This window comes from Vicinamibacterales bacterium, assembly GCA_035699745.1.
Lineage (GTDB): Bacteria > Acidobacteriota > Vicinamibacteria > Vicinamibacterales > 2-12-FULL-66-21 > JAICSD01.
In genome coordinates, this window is record DASSPH010000069.1 from 319,522 (window position 1) to 340,340 (window position 20,819).

Consider the following 20,819-nt stretch of genomic DNA (forward strand, 5'->3'; position numbering starts at 1 on the left):
GCGCCGGGATCAGTTCACGCGGAACGGGAGCAGCGCCTTCGCCTGATCGGCGCCGCGCGAGGCGACGATCTCGAACACGTAGTCGCCGCGGGCGATCGAGCCGACCGACAGATCGAGCTCGTATCCGCCGGTGGTCGTCTTCAGCGGCATCGTCGCCAGCTTGGCGCCGCGGCGGCTGAGGAGCGTCACCGTGACGGTCGCGTCGGCGGCGCCGGTGCCGAACACGCCGAACCGCGCGACGATGCGATCGGTGCGTTCGAATTGACGTCCGGCAAACGGCGCCGGATCGGGCGTCGACTGGATCGTGCGGAGCTCGAGCGGCGTCCGCGCGCGGAACAGCATCGGCGTTCCGATCGACAGCGCCGACGCGGCGAAGTTCGGCACTTCGAGCACGGTATCGTAGCGGCTGGCGGTCGTGGCGTCGGCTTCCTCGACCGTGCGGCGGATCTTCACGCTGCCCGGCGCGGCGTCGAACGACACCCGGCCGTTGCGCAGCGGACCGTCGAAGTAGACGTGGCCGTCTTCGGCGCTGGCGCGGATCGACACGCCGGCGCCGGCCCCGTCCCGGGGCGTCCAGGCGACGGTCACGCGCGGCCTGCCTTCCGGCCCCGGCGCGGCGCCGGCCCACAGATCGCCGGCGATCTCCATGTGCGGCACGTCGACCAGCTTCGACAGCTCGCGCGAGATCTCGGGCGGCGGCTCGTTCGCCGCGGCGGTCTTGCGCGCCGCATCCATCTCGTTCAACGACGGCGCGTAGTATCCGGTGCGCGACTTCACTTCGACCCCCGGCCGTCTCACGCGCACCGAGATCTTGTGGAACTTGCCGTCGGCGGGATTCTTGGACGAGGCGTAGCCGAGCAGGTAGAAGGCGCGCGCGTTCCGCACCACCTCGCGCAGCGCGGCGGCCGGGGAGTTGTTCGAATACTGCTTGCCGCCGGTCTGCTCCGCCAGGCTGTGGAGCACGTCCGAGGTGCGCGTGTTCATCTCGAGGCCGCGCGGATCGAACGCATAGATCGTCGTGTTGTTGGCGTTGGCGAGGCGGATCGCGGCGTCGAGCCAGCTGAACGTGTCGGTCGGCGCCGTGCCCACCCGCCCGATCGTCTGCGAGACGAACAGGATCGCCTTGCGCCCTTCCTTGATCGACCCGAGGTATGCGATCGTGGACTCGAGCGCCGTGGCCGTGACCTGCGAGCGCAGCATCTCGATGTCGCGGGCGCGGTACATCTGCGCTTCCTCGACGGCGCTGCGCGGCGGCAGGTAGACGCCCTGGCGGCCGCGCAGCCGGTTCACCTGCTCGGCCAGCGCGCGGCGGTCGCGGGTGAAGGAAATGGCGTCGGCCGGCGTGAGCTGATCCATCAACGCGACGAGGTCGGTCGGCCCGAACGCGTACTGCACGAAGTCGCTGAGCGCGGCGCGGGCGCGGATCGCCGGCGCCATCTGGCCGATGTGGTACTCGTCCCAGAAGATGACGAACACGCGGATGTCGTCCCGCGCCGCCTCCGCGGCGGCGTGGTATTTCGATCGGATCGGCAGCGACGTGTCGTCGTCCGGCGCCGCGCCGGTGGCTTCAATCAGCTTGAGCGTGTCGATCGACTGCTCGACGCCGTCCTCGCGCAGCTCGAAGTCGTCCTTCGTCAGATCGGTGATCGGCTGCCCCTTGCGATCGAGCACGGTGACGTCGACGCGGACCTGATTGGTGCCGCCGCGGAACACCGGCGGCTGCGCCGGACGATCGGTTTGCGGTGCGGGGGCTTGCGCGGACGGCGGCGGCGCGGACGACGGCGGCGCGGCCGGTTGCTGCGGCTGCTGCGCGGACGGCGTCGTGATGAGTGCCGCGGCCGCCATGGCCGCCAGCCAAGCCGCTCTCGTCATAGATCAAAGGTCGCGACGACCGGGCCGTGATCGCTCGTGCCGAACTCGCGCTGGACGACGCACGATTCGACGCGGTCGAAGACGGATTGGCTGGCGAGGACGTAGTCCAGCCGCCAGCCGATGTTGCGCTCCTTCATATTGCGCCAGGGGGCCCACCAGGTGAACAACTGATCGTTGGAGGGCTCCAGCGCCCGGCCCGTGTCCACGAGGCCATTCCCGATTATGCGCTCGAGCAGGGCCCTTTCCTCGGGAAGTTGCCCGATCGCCCGGGGCTTGCGCTCCTTGGGATGAACGTCGATGTCGGCGCGGGCGATGTTCAGGTCGCCGCAGAGCACCGCGGGGCGGCCGGCCGCCTGCAGCGCGGCGGAAAACTCGTCGAGCGCCTCCATGAACCGCATCTTGGCGGGAAAGTCCTTGCCGCCGTTCGGCGCGTAGATCGACGCCACCGTCAGGTCCGCGATCTCGGCGGTGACGATCCGGCTTTCATAATCGAACTCCGGGTGACGGAAGGCGGGACGGTCGGGGGAGAAGCCTTTGCGGACGTGCAGGGCGACGCCGGAGTACCCCTTCGTTCCGTGCCAGTAGCACCAGTACCCCTCCATCTCGCACAAGGCGGCGGGCACCTGATCCGAAACGGCCTTAATCTCCTGAAGGCAGACCACATCCGGCCGTTCGCGTTCCACCCATTCCTGCACCTGAGCCTGCCGGGCACGGATGCCGTTGACGTTCCATGTGCCGATCTTCATTGGGGTTATCCGAATTGTACGTCCCGGCGGCATCCAACTTGCGACTTCCTGCCTCGACAGGAGGAAGAGAAGTGATGAAAGCTCAACTGTTCGCCTGCGGACTGGCGCTGATGCTCGCGCTGCCCGCGACCGCGTCAGCGCAGCCGCGCATGCCGCACGAGGGGGCCAGCGCCGTCGGCGGCGAAGTCGGCATCTTCCTGCCGCGGGAGGATGCGCTGAAGATGGGACCCGTACTGGAGGGCTTCTTCGAGCACTACCTCACCGCCCGCGAGAGCCTGCGGGTCGGGATCGGCTGGATGAATCCGAAATGGGAGCCGGAGGACAGCGACTCGCTGCGGCAGGTCCGCATCGGCGCCGATCTGGTGCACAACTGGGAAGGGGGGGCCGTGCACCCGTACGTCGGCGCGGGACTGGGCGCGTACTTCCTGCAGTTCCGCGACAACGGCCAGAATCTCGGCGACAGCGAGACGAAGTTCGGCGGCAATATTTTCGGCGGCGTGGAGTACTTCACCTCGGACACGTTTGCGGTGAAGGGGGAGGCGCGCTATCACATCGTGCCGAAGATCGACACGTTCAATCTCAACCCATCAGGACTGTCGCTGACGTTCGGCGTGAAGACGTACTTCTGACGGGGGCGTCAGGCGGCGAGCGTCGGGAATGTTCTTCCCGTTCTCGTGTGTGTCAATCTGGCAGGTGGCTTCGCGCTCGTCGACGAGCGTGATCACCGTGCCGTCGTAGGTCTCGTAGACGCCTGCCACGCACCCGCACGGCAGCACGTGGCTGGTGAGCCCGCGGAGTATTCGCACGTCGTGTTTAGACTCCGCGGGCTCGCCGGCGGTTTAATCCCCGATGCCAAGTGAGGTTTTGTCCTACATCGCCTACGCGGCTGCCGGCGCGGCCGCGGCGCTGTTCGGGCTGCGTCTCTTCTGGCGCACGCTTGGCTACTACAAGGTGAAGAAGGCGGGACCTCGGCCGCTGTTCGGCGTGCGCCATCGTCTCTGGCGGGATCCGGGCGCGGTCGAATCGCTGGATCTGATCGCCGGTCCGGGCGGCCCGTCCCAGGCGCCGGCGGCGCCGTATCGCTTCATCGAAGAGCACTCGAGCGGCACGCAGCCCTGCGTCTCGGTGCGCGATGCGAATGGACGGCGCTGGCGCGTGAAGTGGGGGCCCGAAGTGCCGTGCGAGACGTTCGCCGTGCGGCTGGCGTGGGCGTGCGGCTACTTCGCCGAGGTGACGCATCGCGTCGCCGCCGGGCGCGTCGAGGAGGCGCGCGCGCTCACCCGCGCGGCGTCCTGCCTGGACGAACACGGCGCGTTCGTCGACGCGCGCTTCGAGCTCGACGATCCGGAAGTGCTGAAGCTGTTCGAGGAACACAGCTGGTCGTGGACGGACAATCCGTTCCTCGGCACGCGCGAGCTGGCCGGACTGAAGATCCTGCTGATGCTGATCTCGAACTGGGACAACAAGGATCAGCGCGACGTCGCGCGCGGATCGAACACCGCGATCTACGTGACCCGCGTGTCGCGCTGGCGCCGCGAAGCGCAGTACCTGATTGTCGACTGGGGCGGGTCGATGGGCCGGTGGGGCAACACCGTCGTCACGCGCGGGCGCTGGGATGCGGCGGGCTTCGCGGCGCAGACGCCGAGCTTCGTCACGGGAGTGACCAGCGGCTACGTGCAGTTCGGTTATACCGGCCAGCGGACCGGCGACGCGCGCGCCAACATCACGCCGGAGGATGCGCGGTGGCTGTGCCGCTACCTCGGACGCGTCACCGACGCGCAGCTGCGCGCCGCGCTGCGCGCCAGCGGGGCGACGCCGGAAGAGGAGGAGTCATTCACCGCCTCGCTGCGCTCGCGCATCGAGCAGCTGCGCGCCGTGTGAAAGCGGCAAGCGGCGTGCGGAAGGCGCCGAGCGGAACCGTTCCGCGATCTGTGTGAACTCGGTGCGAGCGTGACAGCGCCGCGCCCGAGATCAGTGACGGGGTTTGGCCCGCGCCGTCGCGGGAGCGGTCCACGGATCCTCGGGCCAGGGATGCCGCGGGTAGCGTCCGCGCAGCTCCTTGCGGACGTCCTGATACGTCGTGTTCCAGAAGCTGCGCAGGTCGCGCGTGGTCTGCACGGCGCGGCCGTTCGGCGCGAGCAATTCGAAGATGACGGGTTCCTGGCGCGGGCCGAGGCGCGGCGATTCGGCGAGACCGAACAGTTCCTGCAGCTTGACGGCGGCGGAGACCGTGCCGTCTTCGTGGTAGGTCAGACGGGCGGTGCGGCCGCTCGGCACCGGGATCGTCTCCGGCGCGCTGTGCTCCAGGACACGCGCGTGCGGCCACTCGAGCGCGGCCCGCAGATCGATCTCGTCGAGACTGCGCCGGCCGGCGGCAGCGGTGCGCACGAGCGACGTCACGTCGGGATCGAGCGCCGCGAAACGCAGCCGGCGGAGGAGCTGCTCGTCGCGCTCGCTCAGTCCGCGCGCCAGATACGCCCCGGCGAGCAGCCGCGCCGCTTCTTCGGGATCGGGCAGTGACGGGCGCTCGGCGATCGGGATGGCACCGTAGCAGGTGCGCTCGACCGCCCGCACACGTCCGGACTCGATCGCGTGCTCCAGCCGGATGTCCGATGGCTCGAGCCACCCAGGATCGATCGCGCTCGCGATCCGGATCGTCGCCTCCGCCGTCTCACCGCGGCGTCCCGCCTGAACGTCGACGGCGACGATGAACGGCGCGTCGCCGACGCCGCTCTCGCGTCCCAGCACGCCGCCATGGCCGGAGGCGAGGAGGAAGCGCGGCGATCCGCGCTCGCGGCGCCTCGCGACCCGATCGGGGTATCCGCAGAACACGGCGCGCAGGAACGTGTCTTCGTCTTCGCTGACGGGAGACAGGCCCGAGTCGCGCGCGACATCGGCGAGGCGCCTCGCCACCTCGCGCACGTGCGGCGGCACGAACCGATCGTCGCCCACCGCCGTCAGCAGGTCGCTCGACGTTGTCGCCGGGTGCCGCGGCATCGCATGGCGTTCCGACAGCAGCGCGCAGGCCAGCGCGACGTCGCGGCGCCCGCCGCCCTCGAGCAGCATCCGCGACAGCCGCGGGTGGAGCGGAATGCGTTTCATCCGCGCCCCGAGCGGCGTCACCGTGCCGTCGCGTACGGCGCCGAGCTGCGTCAACAGCGCGACGGCGGCTTCGATGCGGTCGCCGCCCGGCGGGTCGAACCACTCGAACGTGAACGGACTGCCGCCCCACGCGAGAATGTCGAGCACCGCATCCGAGAGATCGACGCGATGAATCTCCGCTTCGCGGTGCGGCCGCAGCCGATCGGCGGGGTCCCACAACCGCCGGACACGGCCCGGACCGATGCGTCCGGCCCGCCCGGCGCGCTGATCGGCGGCGTCCGCGGTGATCCGCTCCAGCTCCAGCGAATCGATGCCCCGATCCGCGTCGTACCGCGCAATCTTCTGCCAGCCGCTGTCGACGACCGCCGTGACGTCCGGCACCGTGAGCGACGTCTCCGCGATGTTGGTCGCAAGAACGATGCGGCGGCCGCCGCGCGGCGACATCACCCGGTCCTGTTCGTCGGCCGTCAGCGAGCCGTGCAACGGCAGCACCTCGACACCCGAACCGGCCGCGGGGCGGACCTCGTTCATCGCGCGCGCGATCTCCCCCGCGCCGGGAAGGAAGCACAACACGCTTCCGCCGCCCTGCAGAAGCGCGGGCGCGGCCGCGGCGATCGCCTGGCCGGGGCGGTACTCGATGTCGAGCGGATACCCGCGGCCGGGCACGTCGATGCGCGGACAGTCGCCGAGGAAGGCGGCGACCGCGCCGCCGTCGAGAGTCGCCGACATGACGACGATCCGCAGGTCGTCGCGCGCGCGCCACGCCTGTTTCGCCAGCGCGAGACCGAGGTCGGCGTGAATGCTGCGCTCGTGAAACTCGTCGATGACGATGGTGGCGACGCCGGCGAGCAGGGGATCCTGCTGGAGGCGGGCCGTGAGGATGCCTTCGGTCGCCAGGATCACCCGCGTCCCGGCGGTGAACCTGCGCTCGAAACGCACGTGCCAGCCGACCTCACGGCCGAGCATCCATCCGCGCTCGTCGGCGATCCGCCGCGCGATCGCCCGCGCGGCCATCCGGCGCGGCTGCAGGACGAGCACGACGCCGTCGGCGGCCAGCGCCGGCGGGACGCGCGTGGTCTTCCCGGCGCCGGGGGCGGCAGAGAGGACGAGAGCGCGCCGCGATCGCACGGCGTCGAGAATCGCCGGCAGGTGTGCATCGATCGGCAGCGCGTCCACGCTGCCTATTCTGACCGGAGTGCCGCCGCCGGATCGATCCGCAGCGCGCGGCGGATCGGCAGGATGTGTGCGCCGAGCGCGACCACCGTCAGCATGACGGCCGCCGCTCCGAACGTCAGCGGGTCGAGCGGGCTGACGCCGAACACGAGCGTGCCCAGGGACCGCGTCGCGAGCGCAGCCGCGGCCATGCCTGCCGCCACGCCGGCCGCGACCAGTCTCGCGCCGCCCGCCAGCACGAGCGCCAGCACGTCTCGCCGTTGGGCGCCGAGCGCCACCCGGACGCCCACTTCCCGCGTCCGCTGCGCCACGCCGTGGGAGACGACGCCGTACAGACCGATGGCCGCGAGAAAGACCGCGACCGCGGCGAACGCGGCCAGCAGACGCATGACGAACTGCCGCTCGGCGGAGGATTTCGCCACCAGCTCCGGCAGCGTCGCGACGTCGTAGATCGGCACGGATGGATCGAGCGAGCGGAACACGGCGCGGACGGGCGCGACGAGCGTTGCCGGGTCCAGCGTGGCGGACTTCACCAGCGCCACCAGGAATGAGTCCGTGAACTGCGTCTGCGGCGTGTACATCGCGGGCGCGGGAGACGCGGTGAGATCGTCGTGATGCACGTCTGCCACGACGCCCACGACGGTCCGCCAGGGTCCGCGCTCGGAATTGCCCATGCGGACCTGCGCGCCGAGCGGGCTGTCGCCCCCCCAGACCTGCCTGGCGGTCGACTCCGAGATCACCAGCACCGGCTGCGCGGCGGCGGTGTCGGCCTCCGTGAACGTCCGGCCGGCCAGGACCGGAATGCCCATCAACCCCCAGTAGTCCGGCGTGACGCCGTAGCGCTCGATGCACGGGTCGTCGACCGGATTGGGCTTCATGCGTCCGCTTGCATGGAAGCCGCGGCAGTCGCCGTTGCCGCCGAAGGGCACCTGCCCCGCGAGCGTGACGGCGTCCACGCCAGGCAGCGCGCGCAGCTGCTGGAGCGCCCGCTCCTGGAACGCGACGACGGCGGAGTCTTCCGCGTAGGCCTGGCCGACCAGCGAGAATGACAGCGCCAGGATGCGATCGGGGTTGAAGCCCGGATTCGTCTGCACCACCGCGCGGACGGTGCGCAGCATCAGCCCGGCGCCGGCGAGCAGCACCAGCGCCAGGACGAGGTCCGCGACCACGAGGACCGCTTGCGCGCGAGATCGGCCGCCGACGCTGCCGCGCGAGTCCACCGCCAGCGTCCGCGGGGCACTCGCCCGGCCCTCGCGCCACGCCGGGACCAGTCCGAAAATCAGGCTGGTCAGAATCGTGAGGCCGGCAGTGAACGCGAGCACGCGTGCGTCGATGGCGATATGCGACATCCGCGGCAGCGTCACCGGCGCGAGCGCCGCCACAGCCTCGAGCGATGCGGCGGCAAGCAGCACGCCGGCAACCGCGCCGCCGCCGGCGAGCAGCAGGCTCTCGGTGAGCAGCTGGCGGACGATCCGGCCGCGGCTGGCGCCGAGCACGGCGCGCAGCGCCAGCTCTCGCCGGCGCGTGACCGCCCGCGCCAGCAGCAGATTGGCCACGTTCGCACACGCGATCAGCAGCACGAATCCCACGGCTGCGAGCAGCACCAGCAGCGCGCCGCGAACGTTGCCGGTCAGCGCATCACGCAGCGGGACGACGGCAATGGATCCCGCCTCGTACTCGGAGGGATGCTCGCGCCGCATCTGCTCGCGGATCGCGTTCATCTCGACGCTCGCGTCGGCGAGCGAGACACCGCGCCTCACCCGCGCGAAGCCGCGCAGGTGCTGGCACCTTCGGCACGAAGAGTCGCCGCCGAGGGCATAGCCGATCGGCGCCCACAACTCCGCGGAGGTGTTGTAGAACCGCTCTGCGTCGAGCGGCTCGAACCCGGCCGGCATCACCCCGACGACGCGAAACGCGCGGTCGTTCATCGTGATGGTGCGGCCGACGATCGACGGGTCGGCGTTGAATCGGCGCCGCCAGAGCGCGTCGCTCAGCAGCACCACGCGCCAGTGTTCGGGACGATCGTCGTCGGCGGTGAACCCTCGCCCGAGCGCCGGACGGACCCCCATCATGTCGAAGTAGTTGGCGCTGACGCGGACGGCAGGAAGCCGTTCGGCTTCGCCGTTGGTGACGAGCGTCGGCAGCCACGCCCGCATCATCGCGAAGCTCTCGATGGCGCGGCTGCGCTCGCGCCAGTCGAGCACGGTCGCGAAGCCGACGCTCGACGCCTGGCCGTCCGCCGTGCGATCGCCGATGGCGACGAGCCGTTCCGGCTCGGGATACGGCAGCGGCCGCAGCAGGACCGCGTCGACGACGCTGAACATGGCGGTGTTGGCGCCGATGCCGATGGCAAGCGTCAGCAGCGCGGCGAGCGTGAACCCCGGCGTTCGCCGCAGCATCCGGCTGCCGTAGCGCACGTCCTGGACGAACGTGTCGACGGGCGGCAGCCCGCGTTGATCGCGCCACGCCTCGGCGATCGGGGCGTCGGCGCCGAGATCGAGGCGGGCGGCGCGCCGGGCGGCGGCGGGATCGAGGCCGCGGGCGCGATGCTGTGCCTCGAGCATCTCGAGATGGAACGACAGCTCCGTCGAGAGCTCGTCGTCGCCGCGGCCGCGCCCGAGGGCGCCGGCGAGGCGCGCCAGGAGCTCGCGCAGCGTCACGGCGCATCCTCCTGGCCGCCGAGCACGCGCGCCATGATCCCGGCCATGCGCTGCCAGTCCTCCGCTTCGCGCTGGAGCTGCCTGCGGCCGGTGCGGGTCAGCGAATAGAAGCGGGCGCGTCGGTTGTTCTCGGAGGTGCCCCACTTCGACGCGATCCAGCCGCGCTGCTCGAGCCGCAGCAGCGCGGGATACAGCGTCCCCTGGTTGAGCTGCAGCGCGCTGTCGGACACCTGCAGCAGCCGCTGCGCGATGCCGTAGCCGTGCAGCGGCCCCAGGGAGTCCAGGGTCTTCAGCACCATGAGATCGAGCGTGCCCTGCAGAACGTCGGCCTTGCTCATGTTGAATGCCAACAGGAGCCTACCCCTTCTCGTGTTGAACGTCAACAGGACCGGCCGTCGCGATCCTCGACCCTCGACCCTCGCCCCTCGAACCTCGCCCCTCGACCCTCGAACCTCGCCCCTCGACCCTCGAACTCCATCCCAGCAGCGGCCGTCTAAAGCTCAAAATGGAACGCCTCCTTCAAGACGCCCGCTTCGCCGTCCGCCTGCTCTGGAAAGACCGCGGCTTCGCCGCGACCGCCGTCCTCACGCTCGCCGTCTGCATCGGCGCCAACACCGCGATCTTTGCCGTGGTCAACGCCGTGCTGCTGCAGCCGCTGCCGGTCCGCGACGCCGGGCAGCTCGTCCACATGTACAACGCCTATCCCGGCGCCGGCCTCGCCGACGGCCGCGGCTCGAACGGCGTCCCCGACTACTACGATCGGCTGCGCGAAACCGACGTGTTTCAGGAACAGGCCCTGTACAACACCCGCGGCGTGACGCTGAGCGGGCAGGGAGAGGCGCAGCGCATCCGCTCGATGCTGGCGACGCCGTCGCTGCTTCGCCTGCTGAAGGTCGAGCCGGTCCGCGGCCGCATCTTCACCGAGGAGGAAGGAGAGGTCGGCAAGACCGGCAAGGTAATCCTGACGTACGCGGCCTGGCAGCAGTGGTTCGGCGGCCAGGACAGCGCGATTGGCAGCGACCTTCGCCTCAACGGCCAGCCCCACACCGTCGTCGGCGTCCTGCCGCGGGGCTTCAGCTTCCTCGATCCGGACGTGCGCGTCTGGACGCCGGTGGCGTTCAGCGCCGAGGAGAAGTCCGACGAGCGCCGCCACAGCAACAACTGGTCGTACGTCGCGCGGCTCAAACCGGGCGCGACGGTCGAGCAGGCGAGGCAGCAGATCGACGCGTTGAACAAGCGCAACCTCGATCGGTTCCCCAATTTCAAGGAAGTTCTGATCAACGCCGGCTTCCACACGGTAGTGGTGCCGCTGCAGGCACACCTGGTCCGGGACGTGCGCAGCACGCTGTATCTGCTGTGGGGCGGCGTCGTCTTCGTGCTGCTGGTCGGCGCGGTGAACGTCACGAACCTGATGCTGGTCAGATCGAGCGCGCGCATGAAGGAGCTGGCCACGCGGCATGCGCTCGGGGCGGGGTTCGGCCGGATCACGCGGCAGCTCCTCACCGAAACACTGCTGCTGGCTCTCGCCGGCGGCGTGGCGGGGCTCGCCCTCGGCTACGGCGGGGTCCGGGCGCTGACGGTGCTCAGCCTCGATCAGACACCCCAGGGAACCGCGGTGTCGATCGACGCCGCGGTCGTGGCGTTCACGTCCGCGCTGGCGCTCTTGCTCACATTGATCATTGGCGTCGTCCCCGTCCTGGGATTGCGGCAGCTCAATCTCAGTCAGGCGTTCCGCGAAGAGGGGCGCTCGGGCACCGCGGCGAGAGGGTCGCGCCTCGTCCGCCGCACGCTCGTGGCCGCGCAGGTCGCGTTCGCGTTCATGCTGCTCATCGGCGCCGGGCTGCTGCTCGCCAGCTTCCAGCGCGTGCTCGCCATCCAGCCCGGGTTCGACGCCTCGCACCTCATGACCGGCGTCGTCAGTCCGCCCACGGTCCGCTACAAGGGAGACGACGAGGTCCGCGCTTTCTGGAACCGCCTGATGGACGCCGTCCGCGTTCTGCCTGGCGTGCAGGCCGCCGGCATCACCTCCAGTATCCCGCTCTCGGGCGATACGAACGACAGCGTGATCCTGGCGGAGGGGTATGTGATGGCGAAGGGGGAGTCGCTGATCTCGCCGTTCAACGCCTCGGTCTCCCCCGGCTTCTTCGAAGCGATGGCGATCCCGCTGAAGCGCGGCCGGTTCTTCAGCCCTTCGGACGACGAGCGGGCGCCGCGCGTGGTCATCGTCGACGAGCGGCTCGCGCGCCGCTTCTGGAAGGATCAGGATCCGGTCGGCCGCCGGATGTGGCAGCCCGACTCCGCGGAGGAATTGAACAGCGGACCAGGGCCGAAGAGCCGCTACTACACCGTCGTCGGCGTCGTCGGCAGCGTGCGCATGACCGGACTGACCGAGAAGGAGCCGGTCGGCATGTACTACTTCCCGTTCGCCCAGAACGTCGGGCGCGGCATGACGATGGCGGTCCGCACGGCGGGCGAGCCGTCGGCCGTCGTCGGCGCGATCCGCGAACAGGTGCGCGCGATCGATCCGGAGCTGCCGTTCTTCGGCATCCGGACGATGACCGAGCTCGTCGACGAGTCGCTGGTCAGCCGGAAGACGCCGATGCTGCTGGCGACGCTGTTCGGCGGCATCGCGCTGTTCCTGGCGGCGATCGGGATCTATGGCGTGCTGGCGTACCAGGTGGCGCAGCGCCGCAAGGAGATCGGCATCCGGCTCGCGCTCGGCAGCGACGCGCGCCGCATTTTCGGACTGATCGTCTCCGAGGGGCTGTGGCTGCTGGCGATCGGCGTGGGCGCCGGGCTCGCCGGCGCGTTCGCGATCCGGACGGCGATGGCGACGCAGCTGTTCGGCGTCCAGCCGATGGATCCGCTCGTGCTCGCCGCGGTGGCGGCGCTGCTCGCGATCGTGGCCTTCGTCGCCTGCGCGGTGCCGGCGAGGCGGGCGTCGCGGATCGATCCGCTGATCGCCCTCAACGACTAGCGCCACGGATCGCACGGACGACACGGAGCCTGATTCGGTTTCTTCCGTGGTTCTCCGTGAACTCCGTGGCTGCCTCGTGACGGCGAAGGCAGCCGGGTAGAATGCGGGGGTGGGGCTCGAAACCGTGTTCCTCGACGCCGGCGGCGTGCTGCTCTATCCGAACTGGTGGCGCGTGTCCGAGGCGCTCGCTGCCGAGGGGGTCACCGTGCCCGCGGAAGCGCTGATCCGAGCCGATCCGCCGGCGCGCCGGGAACTGGACGATCACGGCGTGATCGGCGGCACCACGGACGCGACGCGCGGCTGGTTGTTCTTCGATCTGGTCCTGGCGCACGCCGGGATCAGCCGGTCCGAGTCGACCGCGGCGGCGCTCGCGGAGCTGCACAAGTACCACACCGCCAGCAACCTCTGGGAATACGTGCCCGAGTACGTGGTGCCGGTGCTCGAGGGCCTGCGGGCGCGCGGGCTGCGGCTCGTCGTCGTGTCGAACGCGAACGGCACGCTGCTGCGGCACATGGACCGGCTGGATCTGACGCGGCGTTTCGATTGCGTGCTGGATTCAGCGGACGAAGGGGTGGAGAAGCCGGACCCGCGGTTCTTCGAGATCGCGCTGGCGCGAAGCGGCGCGACCAAGGCCACCACGATCCACGTCGGCGATCTCTATCACGTCGACGTGATCGGCGCCAGGAACGCCGGGCTGCGCGGCGTGCTGCTGGACGAAGCGGACCTCCGTCCCGACGCAGACTGCCCGCGCGTCGGGTCCCTGCCCGAGCTGGCCCTGCGGATCGCGGCGGGGGAATTCGACTGAGTCCGCTTGCCGCTTACTGAGCGGTGGTCTTCTCGATCCGCGCCCAGGCGTCCTTCAACGTGACCGTCCGATTGAACACCGGGGCTCCCGGGCGCGAGTCGGGGTCGACGCAGAAGTAGCCGATGCGCTCGAACTGATATCGGGTGCCGGCGGCGGCGGCCGCGGCGCCGGGTTCGACCTTGGCGCTCCCTACCACTTCCAGTGAGCCCGGATTCAGCGCCGTTCTGAAGTCCTCGAGCCGTCCCGGCTCTTCGACGCTGAACAACCGATCGTAAAGGCGGACCTCGGCGTCGACGGCGTGGGCCGCGGAGACCCAGTGGAGCGTCGACTTCACCTTGCGGCCGTCAGGCGCGTCGCCGCCGCGGGTGGCCGGATCGTACGTGCAGCGCAGCGCGGTGATTTCGCCGGTCGCCGGATCCCTGTCGACGCCGGTGCAGGTGATGTAGTAGGCACAGCGCAGCCGCACTTCCCGTCCGGGTGCGAGGCGGAAGAACTTCTTCGGCGGATCTTCCCTGAAATCGTCGCGTTCGATGAACAGCTCGCGCGAGAACGGCACCTTGCGCGTGCCGGCGTCCGGATCCTCAGGGTTGTTGATCACGTCGACGTGCTCGACCTGCCCTTCGGGGTAGTTCTCGAGGATCACCCGAAGCGGACGGAGCACGCCCATCACGCGCGGCGCCCGCCTGTTCAAGTCCTCGCGCACCGCATGCTCGAGCTGCGCGACGTCGATCACGTTCTCCCGCTTGGCCACGCCGATGCGATCGCAGAAGGCGCGAATCGCCTCGGGGGTGTAGCCGCGCCGCCGCATCCCGACGATCGTCGGCATCCGCGGATCGTCCCAGCCGGCGACGTGCCGCTCTTCGACCAGCTCGAGGAGCTTGCGCTTGCTCATCACCGTGTAGCTCAGATTCAGGCGCGCGAACTCGATCTGGCGCGGCTTCGCCGGCACCGGCAGGGTGTCGACGAGCCAGTCGTAGAGCGGACGATGATCCTCGAACTCGAGCGTGCAGAGCGAGTGCGTGATGTGCTCGAGCGCGTCGGACGGCGGATGCGCGAAGTCGTACATCGGATAGATGCACCACGCGTCGCCGGTGCGATGATGGTGCGCCCGCTTGATCCGATAGAGGATGGGGTCGCGCATGTTGATGTTGCCGGACGCCATGTCGATGCGCGCGCGGAGCACGTGGGCGCCGTCCTCGAACTCTCCGGCGCGCATGCGCGCGAAGAGATCGAGATTCTCCTCGACCGGGCGGTTGCGGAACGGGCTGTCGGTGCCCGGCTCGGTGAGGGTGCCGCGGTTCCGGCGGAGGTCGTCGGCCGACTGGCTGTCGACGTACGCCTTCCCCGCCTTGATCAACTCGACGGCGTACTCGTAGAGCTGCTCGAAGTAATCCGACGCGAAGTGCAGGCCGGACCACTCGAACCCGAGCCAGCGGACGTCCTCCTCGATGGACTCCACGTATTCGACGTCCTCGGTCACCGGGTTGGTGTCGTCGAAGCGCAGGTTGCAGGTCCCGCCGAAGTCGCGGGCGATGCCGAAGTTCAGGCAGATCGACTTGGCGTGGCCGATGTGGAGATAGCCGTTCGGTTCCGGCGGGAAGCGGGTGGCCACACGGCCGCCGTTGCGTCCGGCGCTCAGATCCTCGGTAACGATGGCGCGAATGAAGTCGAGCAAACTATTGATTATAGTGCACGCCATGCGCGGACCTCTGGCCGCCGCTCTGCTCGCCGCCGCGCTGGCCGGCGCCGGCGCGGCCGGGCAGCCGCGCTCGGGCCTCGACCCGGCGGAGTTCGACCGCGCGGTGGCGCCCCAGGACGATCTGTTCCGTCATGTCAACGGCGCGTGGCTGAAGCGCACCGTCATCCCCGGGGACCGCGTCACCTACGGGGCGTTCGCCGAGATCGTCGACCAGACCGATCAGACCCTCCGCGGTCTCATCGAACGGATCGCGGCGCGGCCGAACCGCCCGCGCGGCTCGCCGGCGCAGCAGATCGGCGATCTCTACGCGAGCATGATGAACGTCGACGAGATCGAGCGGCGGGGTGCGTCCGCGATCCGGCCGCAGCTCCAGCGTCTCGACGCCATGCGCACGGCGCGCGACGTTGCCGCCGAAGCGGGCTATCTCTCGTCGATCGCCGCGGGCGGTCCGTTCGGCGGCCTCGTCGGGCTCGATCCGCTGAATCGCGGCGCGGTCGTCGTCCGCGTCACCCAGGGCGGCATTCTGCTGCCCGACCGGGACTATTACCTGAAGGACGACGCGTCGCTGGCGGCGATCCGCGCCGCCTACGCCGCATATCTCACCCGCGTCTTCGAGCTGGCCGGCCGGGCGGCGCCAGGCGAAGACGCACGCGCGGTGCTCGCGTTCGAGACGGCACTGGCGCGCGTCTCGTGGACGGAGGCGGAGAGCCGGAACGCCGCCCTGACCTACACGCGATTCACGCTCCGCCAGCTCGCGTCCGAGATGCCGGGCTTCGACTGGGCCGCCTGGGCCCGCCCGCAGGGGATCGATCGTTCGCCGGCCGTCATCCTGGCGCAGCCGTCGTTCTTCAAGGCGTTCGCCGCTCTCATTCCCCGGACGCCGATCGCAACGCTCAGGGCGTGGCTGCTCGCGCGCTACGTCACCGCGGCGGCACCGTATCTGAATCGCGCCTTCGAGGACGCGCGGTACGACTTCTTCGGCGTGACGCTCACCGGCCAGGAACGGCCGCGCGAGCGGTGGAAGCGCGGCGTCAGCCTGGTGAACGCGTTCCTCGGCGACGCGCTCGGCAGGCTCTACGTCGAGCGGCAGTTTCCCGATCCGACGCGCGCACGCGTGCAGAAGATCCTCGCCAGCGTCGTCGACGCCTATCGCGCAGCTCTGAAGGAATCGGACTGGCTGAGCCCGTCCGCGAGGCGTGAGGCGCTCGACAAGCTGTCCTCGCTGTCCACCGGCGTCGGCTATCCGGCCCAGTGGCGGAGCTATCGCGGGCTGGAGATCGCCGCGGACGACCTCCTCGGCAACTGGCAGCGCGCGCTGACCTTCGACAACCAGTATCGTCTGGGCAACGTCGGAGGCAGCGCCGGCGGCGAATGGCTGATGCCGCCGCAGACGGTGAACGCGTACTACACGCCGGCGGCCAACGAGATCGTGCTGCCCGCCGCCATTTTCCAGCCGCCGCTCTTCGATGCCGCGGCGGACGAGGCCGTGAACTACGGCGCGGTCGGCGCGCTCATCGCACACGAGATCGGGCACGCCTTCGACGATCGCGGGCGGCGGTACGACGCCAGCGGCGCCGTCCGCGACTGGTGGACCGCCGCGGACGCGCAGCGCTTCGAGGAGCGCGCCGCCGCCCTGGCGGCGCAACTGGACCGGTATGAGGCCCTGCCTGGCGTCCGCGTGAGCGGGGCATTGGCCGCCGCCGAGAGCCTTGCCGACCTGGGCGGATTGTCGGTGGCGCTCCGCGCCTACCGGATGTCGCTCGGCAACCGCCGGGCCCCGGTGATCGACGGGCTGGCGGGGGAACAGCGGTTCTTCATGGGGTGGGCCCGGATGTGGCGCTCGAAGGAGCGGGACGCCTATCTGCGATCCACGGCGCAGACGAACGCGTATCTACCCCCGATGCTGCGCGCCAACGCTGCGGTCAGCAACATCGACGGCTTTTTCGACGCTTTCGGTGTCAAAGCGGAGAACCGGCTGTACAGGGCGCCCGCCGAGCGCATCAGGATCTGGTGATGTCCTGTGGCAGGACTTCCGATACAGCCATTCTGACCCTGGCGCCTGGAGTCGGCGCCGCGACCACGATCTTCAGCGTGATTCAGAATGTCCTGCGGATCAGAACTGGCGCAGGACGAACGCCGGATCCACCTGCGCCGCCCTCCGTGCGGGGAGGAATACGGCGGCCGCGGCGGACAGGAAGAGAATGCCAGACGCCGCGGCGAACGCGAGTGGATCACCCGGTCCCACGCCGTATAACACCGCGGCGAACAATTGCCCCGCGATCAGCGCCACGACCATGCCCGCCGCCATGCCGATCGCCACCGGGCGGAGGCTGTCGCGAAGCAAGAGCGCCAGCACGTCGGCGCGGCTGGCGCCAACCGCGACCCGCACGCCGATTTCCCGCGTGCGCTGACCGGTGACGAACGCGGTGACGCCGTAGATGCCGACGGCGGCGAGGGCGAGGGCAAGCACGGCAAGTCCGCCGGCCAGCGACGCGAGGATCTGCGGCTCCTCGAGTTGTTCGCGCAAGCCGGTGGCGGCGAGATTGACGTCGAGCCACAGCCCCGGATCGAGCGGCCGCAGCGCGTCGCGGATTGCCGGCACCGCACCTTCGGGAGCCGCTCGCGTCCTGATCACGAGGCGCGCCGATTCGTAGCTTCCGAGCGGCCGGTAGAACGCCGCCGCGCTGCGCTCCCGGAGATCCGTCGTGATCGCGTCCGCCACGACCCCGACGACCGTCGCGTTCGAACCGTCGAACGGCGCGAACGACTGCCCGACTGGATCCTGCCCCGGCCAGAAATCGCGCGCCAGCGTTTCGCTGATCATCACCACCGGCGCATGTCCGGCGGCCTCGCCGTCCGTGAACGTGCGCCCGCGGACGACGCGGATGCCGATCGTGGAAAAGTAGTCCGGAAGCACGTCGTTCGAATACACGCGAGAGCGAGTGCCGTTGCGATTCAGATTCGTCACCGCGCGCCCGCCCCCGTACGGCGAGTACGAGGCCAGCGATGCGGATGCCACGGCGGGAAGCGCGCGGACGCGCTCGAGGGCGGCGGACCAGTAGGCGCGGCTGCGGGACGCGTCGTAGCGCTCGCGCGTGAAATCCGGTGCGACCGCCGCCAGGCGGTAGGCGTCGAATCCGATGTCGACGTGCGCGGCGCGCACCGTTGCGCGGGTCAGCAGTGCGGCCACGACGATCAACACCAGCGACGCGGCGGCCTGCACGCCGATGAGGATCGAACGCGTCCGGCCCGGACGCGAACTCCCCTGGCGCGGCGCATCTCCCTTCAGGGCTGTGACGATGTCGCCGGCGGCGCCCTGCCGTGCCGGCGCCAGCCCCGCGCCGATGCCGGCGGCGATCGACACCACGGTGACGAAGAGGAAAACCCGCGCGTCGGGCGTCAAGTCGACCGTGGCCGGCAGCTTCACCACGGCGGCAAGCGCCGGGCTCAGCCACAGGGCCAGCAGCAGTCCCAGCAGCCCGGCGGCGATCCCGAGCGCCACGCTTTCGGTCACGAGCTGCCGGACGATCCGGCCGCGAGCGGCGCCGAGCGCGATGCGCAGCCCGATCTCCCGCCGGCGGGCGATCGCGCTCGCGAGCTGCAGATTGGCGACGTTGCCGCACGCCAGCAGCACGATCAGACCGAGGATGACGAACACGATCGTCAGCACCAGCACGAGCACGACGGGGCCGCCTTCGGGAACACGCGAGCCCGCCGGGTCCAGCCGCACGCCGGAGGTGAGGCCGAGCCCCGGCTCCGGCCTGGCGGCGGCCGCCGCCACGCTGCTCAACTCCGCCTCCGCCTGCTCTCTCGTCGCGCCGGCCGGAATGCGTCCGGTGACATTCACGCCGACCGCCGATGTGCGGGTGAGCGGCGAGCCGCCGTAGAGCACGCCATACGAGGCGAACGGCGCCCACAGCGCGGGCGCATGATCGCTGAATCCGGTGAACCACCTCGGCGTCACGCCGACAATCGTCACCGGCGCGCCGTTCAGCCAGATCGTCCTGCCGGCGACGTTCGGGTCTTCGCCGAGCGTGCGGCGCCAGAAGCCGTAGCTCGCGACCGCCACCGCGGCAGCGCCGGGCGCATCGTCGTTCGGCTGCAGGATGCGGCCGCGAAACGGCCGCGCGCCGAACACGCGCAGAAACCCTTCCCCGACGAACGCGACCGGCACGGACTCCCCGCCGTCCTGCCCCGCCGGCCGCGCCAGGCTCAGGCGCGCGCGATCGCCGAGCGTCGCCTCGAGCGGCATCCGCGCGTGCTCGCGGAGCGTCAGGTAGTCCGCGTACGGCCACGCCGTCGACGTGCCCTGCTCGAACGCGCGCATGACGCGGACGGTGGAATCGGGATCGCTGACGCCGGTCGGACGCAGCAGCGACGCGTTCAGCAGCGCAAAGACCGAGGTGCTCACCGCGATCGCCAGCGCCAAGCCGACGACGGTGATGGCGACGGCGCCGGGATTGCGGCGATACACGCGGAGCCCGTGCAGCAGATCCTGCATCGCGTCCGCGGCGAGCCGGCGGCCCGATACGTTCCACGCCCAGAGGCTGATCACGTCGCGGTAATAGCGCCGGCGCGCGTGCGGCAGGCCGCCGTGGTCGACGCGCTCGGCGAAGATTTCCTCGAGATCCGCCGTGACATCGGATCGGCGGCTGCCGAGCGGACGAAGACGCAGCAGCCAGCGGGCGAGTCGCGGGGGTCGCGGATGAGGCGGCGTCACGACCGCCGCCCTTCGGCGATGGCATTCCAGATCCGCTCGCGGACGCGGTGCAGATCGCGCGCGGTCTTCAGGCCGAGCGGCGTCACGCGGAAGAGCCGCTTCGGCTTGCCGCCGCGGCGCGCTGTCGCTTCCCCCATCGACGACTGCACGAAGCCCTTGTCTTCGAGCCGGGCGAGCGCCGCATAGATCGCGCCCATCGACGTCGAGCGGCCGGTCGCCTCTTCGACGTAGCGCTGCACCGGAACCGCGTACGTGCGATCGCCCAGCGCCCGCACCGCCAGGAGGGTGAACTCCTCGAACTCGCCCAGATGCTCGCCTTTCATCGGATCTCCGCCTGCCGCCAATATATCGCGTTTGTAGAGATAATTGCGAACCGGTTTGTACCTACGATGGGCTTCCGGGCGATGTTCCCTGGCCCTTCGGCACGAGTAAGCTGGACGGGCATGAATGGCTCATCTCGACTCGCCGCCTCTCTGCTGCTCGCCGCCGCCACCGTGGCTGCGTCGTGCGGACGTCCCGCCACTTCACAGCCGGCGGGAGGGCCCGCGGTGACCCTCGCGCTCGTCAATGGCCGCGTGTGGACGGGCCAGCGCGATCAACCGGACGCCGAAGCGATCGCGATCGCCGGCGAGCGCATCGCGGCCGTTGGCAGCAGCGCCGCGATCCGTGCCATGTCCGGCACCGCGAGGACGGTCGACCTCGGCGGGCGCTTCGTCGTGCCCGGCTTCACCGACACGCACGTGCACTTCCTGGACGGCGGGTTCCGCCTCGCGTCGGTGCAGCTGCGCGACGCGCGAACGCGCGAGGAGTTCGCCGCGCGGATCAAGGCCTTTGCCGCCACCGTGCCGGCCGGGACCTGGATCACGGGCGGGGACTGGGATCACACGCTGTGGGGCGGCGAGCTGCCGCGGCGCGACTGGATCGACGCGGCCACTCCGGACCATCCGGTGTGGGTCAACCGCCTCGATGGCCACATGGCGCTCGCCAATACGGCGGCGCTGCGCGCGGCGGGGATCGCGGACACCGTCGCCGAGGTCGCGGGCGGAGAGATCGTCCGCGACGCGT

15 protein-coding genes are annotated in these 20,819 nt (G+C 70.3%); 6 read left to right on the top strand and 9 right to left on the bottom strand.

The window, feature by feature from the left end; genetic code table 11:
- Nucleotides 1-9: 9 nt before the first annotated feature.
- A complete protein-coding gene (locus VFK57_16715) occupies nucleotides 10-1,872 on the bottom strand; it encodes a VWA domain-containing protein (protein HET7697359.1) in 1,863 nt (620 codons plus the stop codon).
- Nucleotides 1,869-2,618: an exodeoxyribonuclease III gene (locus VFK57_16720; protein ID HET7697360.1), complete on the bottom strand. Its 750-nt coding sequence runs from the start codon at nucleotides 2,616-2,618 to the stop codon at nucleotides 1,869-1,871. The genes VFK57_16715 and VFK57_16720 overlap by 4 nt, the downstream gene beginning before the upstream one ends.
- A gap of 74 nt (nucleotides 2,619-2,692) precedes the next feature.
- Here VFK57_16720 and VFK57_16725 point away from each other — a divergent pair, with 74 nt between their 5' ends.
- On the top strand, nucleotides 2,693-3,247 hold the full coding sequence (locus VFK57_16725) for an outer membrane beta-barrel protein (GenBank protein HET7697361.1): 555 nt from the start codon (nucleotides 2,693-2,695) through the stop codon (nucleotides 3,245-3,247).
- Here VFK57_16725 and VFK57_16730 read toward each other — a convergent pair.
- A complete protein-coding gene (locus VFK57_16730; protein ID HET7697362.1) occupies nucleotides 3,206-3,424 on the bottom strand; it encodes a hypothetical protein in 219 nt (72 codons plus the stop codon). The genes VFK57_16725 and VFK57_16730 overlap by 42 nt on opposite strands.
- A gap of 43 nt (nucleotides 3,425-3,467) precedes the next feature.
- On the opposite strand from VFK57_16730, the gene VFK57_16735 reads away from it, so the two are divergent.
- Nucleotides 3,468-4,499 carry a hypothetical protein gene (locus VFK57_16735; protein ID HET7697363.1) on the top strand — a complete coding sequence of 344 codons (1,032 nt, stop codon included), beginning with the start codon at nucleotides 3,468-3,470 and terminating at the stop codon, nucleotides 4,497-4,499.
- 90 nt (nucleotides 4,500-4,589) lie between these two features.
- Here VFK57_16735 and hrpB read toward each other — a convergent pair whose 3' ends face one another.
- Genes hrpB through VFK57_16750 form a run of 3 tightly spaced genes read right to left on the bottom strand, consistent with a single transcriptional unit; the run spans nucleotide 4,590 to nucleotide 9,891 of the window.
- Nucleotides 4,590-6,896 carry an ATP-dependent helicase HrpB gene (gene hrpB / locus VFK57_16740; GenBank protein ID HET7697364.1) on the bottom strand — a complete coding sequence of 769 codons (2,307 nt, stop codon included), beginning with the start codon at nucleotides 6,894-6,896 and terminating at the stop codon, nucleotides 4,590-4,592.
- A gap of 5 nt (nucleotides 6,897-6,901) precedes the next feature.
- Nucleotides 6,902-9,553 carry an ABC transporter permease gene (locus VFK57_16745; protein HET7697365.1) on the bottom strand — a complete coding sequence of 884 codons (2,652 nt, stop codon included), beginning with the start codon at nucleotides 9,551-9,553 and terminating at the stop codon, nucleotides 6,902-6,904.
- Entirely contained in the window at nucleotides 9,550-9,891 is a 342-nt protein-coding gene (locus VFK57_16750; protein HET7697366.1) for a PadR family transcriptional regulator, read from the bottom strand. The genes VFK57_16745 and VFK57_16750 overlap by 4 nt, the downstream gene beginning before the upstream one ends.
- Before the next feature lie 167 nt (nucleotides 9,892-10,058).
- Here VFK57_16750 and VFK57_16755 point away from each other — a divergent pair, with 167 nt between their 5' ends.
- Nucleotides 10,059-12,530, top strand: coding sequence for an ABC transporter permease (locus VFK57_16755; protein HET7697367.1), 2,472 nt, complete (start codon nucleotides 10,059-10,061; stop codon nucleotides 12,528-12,530).
- 109 nt (nucleotides 12,531-12,639) lie between these two features.
- Nucleotides 12,640-13,335 carry an HAD-IA family hydrolase gene (locus VFK57_16760; GenBank protein HET7697368.1) on the top strand — a complete coding sequence of 232 codons (696 nt, stop codon included), beginning with the start codon at nucleotides 12,640-12,642 and terminating at the stop codon, nucleotides 13,333-13,335.
- Between the two features lie 13 nt (nucleotides 13,336-13,348).
- Here VFK57_16760 and VFK57_16765 read toward each other — a convergent pair whose 3' ends face one another.
- Nucleotides 13,349-15,010, bottom strand: coding sequence for a glutamine--tRNA ligase/YqeY domain fusion protein (locus VFK57_16765; GenBank protein HET7697369.1), 1,662 nt, complete (start codon nucleotides 15,008-15,010; stop codon nucleotides 13,349-13,351).
- 22 nt (nucleotides 15,011-15,032) lie between these two features.
- Here VFK57_16765 and VFK57_16770 point away from each other — a divergent pair, with 22 nt between their 5' ends.
- A complete protein-coding gene (locus VFK57_16770; GenBank protein ID HET7697370.1) occupies nucleotides 15,033-17,048 on the top strand; it encodes a M13 family metallopeptidase in 2,016 nt (671 codons plus the stop codon).
- Nucleotides 17,049-17,147: 99 nt separating this feature from the next.
- Here the strand turns inward: VFK57_16770 and VFK57_16775 are convergent, their stop codons facing one another.
- Complete coding sequence (locus VFK57_16775) at nucleotides 17,148-19,754, bottom strand: ADOP family duplicated permease (protein ID HET7697371.1); 2,607 nt, start codon at nucleotides 19,752-19,754, stop codon at nucleotides 17,148-17,150.
- Nucleotides 19,751-20,077 (bottom strand): PadR family transcriptional regulator, encoded by a 327-nt coding sequence (locus VFK57_16780; protein ID HET7697372.1) that lies wholly within the window; start codon nucleotides 20,075-20,077, stop codon nucleotides 19,751-19,753. Before VFK57_16780 ends, VFK57_16775 begins: the two co-directional genes overlap by 4 nt.
- Before the next feature lie 225 nt (nucleotides 20,078-20,302).
- Between VFK57_16780 and VFK57_16785 the strand changes: the two genes are divergently transcribed.
- The coding region (locus VFK57_16785; protein HET7697373.1) for an amidohydrolase family protein at nucleotides 20,303-20,819 on the top strand (517 nt) is incomplete at its 3' end.

Bases quoted from the DNA above. Each gene is read 5' to 3' on its own strand.
- VFK57_16715 (HET7697359.1), bottom strand. From the start codon at position 1,872: ATGACGAGAGCGGCTTGGCTGGCGGCCATGGCGGCCGCGGCACTCATC.
- VFK57_16720 (HET7697360.1), bottom strand. From the start codon at position 2,618: ATGAAGATCGGCACATGGAACGTCAACGGCATCCGTGCCCGGCAGGCT.
- VFK57_16725 (HET7697361.1), top strand. From the start codon at position 2,693: ATGAAAGCTCAACTGTTCGCCTGCGGACTGGCGCTGATGCTCGCGCTG.
- VFK57_16735 (HET7697363.1), top strand. From the start codon at position 3,468: ATGCCAAGTGAGGTTTTGTCCTACATCGCCTACGCGGCTGCCGGCGCG.
- VFK57_16750 (HET7697366.1), bottom strand. From the start codon at position 9,891: ATGAGCAAGGCCGACGTTCTGCAGGGCACGCTCGATCTCATGGTGCTG.
- VFK57_16755 (HET7697367.1), top strand. From the start codon at position 10,059: ATGGAACGCCTCCTTCAAGACGCCCGCTTCGCCGTCCGCCTGCTCTGG.
- VFK57_16770 (HET7697370.1), top strand. From the start codon at position 15,033: ATGCGCGGACCTCTGGCCGCCGCTCTGCTCGCCGCCGCGCTGGCCGGC.
- VFK57_16780 (HET7697372.1), bottom strand. From the start codon at position 20,077: ATGAAAGGCGAGCATCTGGGCGAGTTCGAGGAGTTCACCCTCCTGGCG.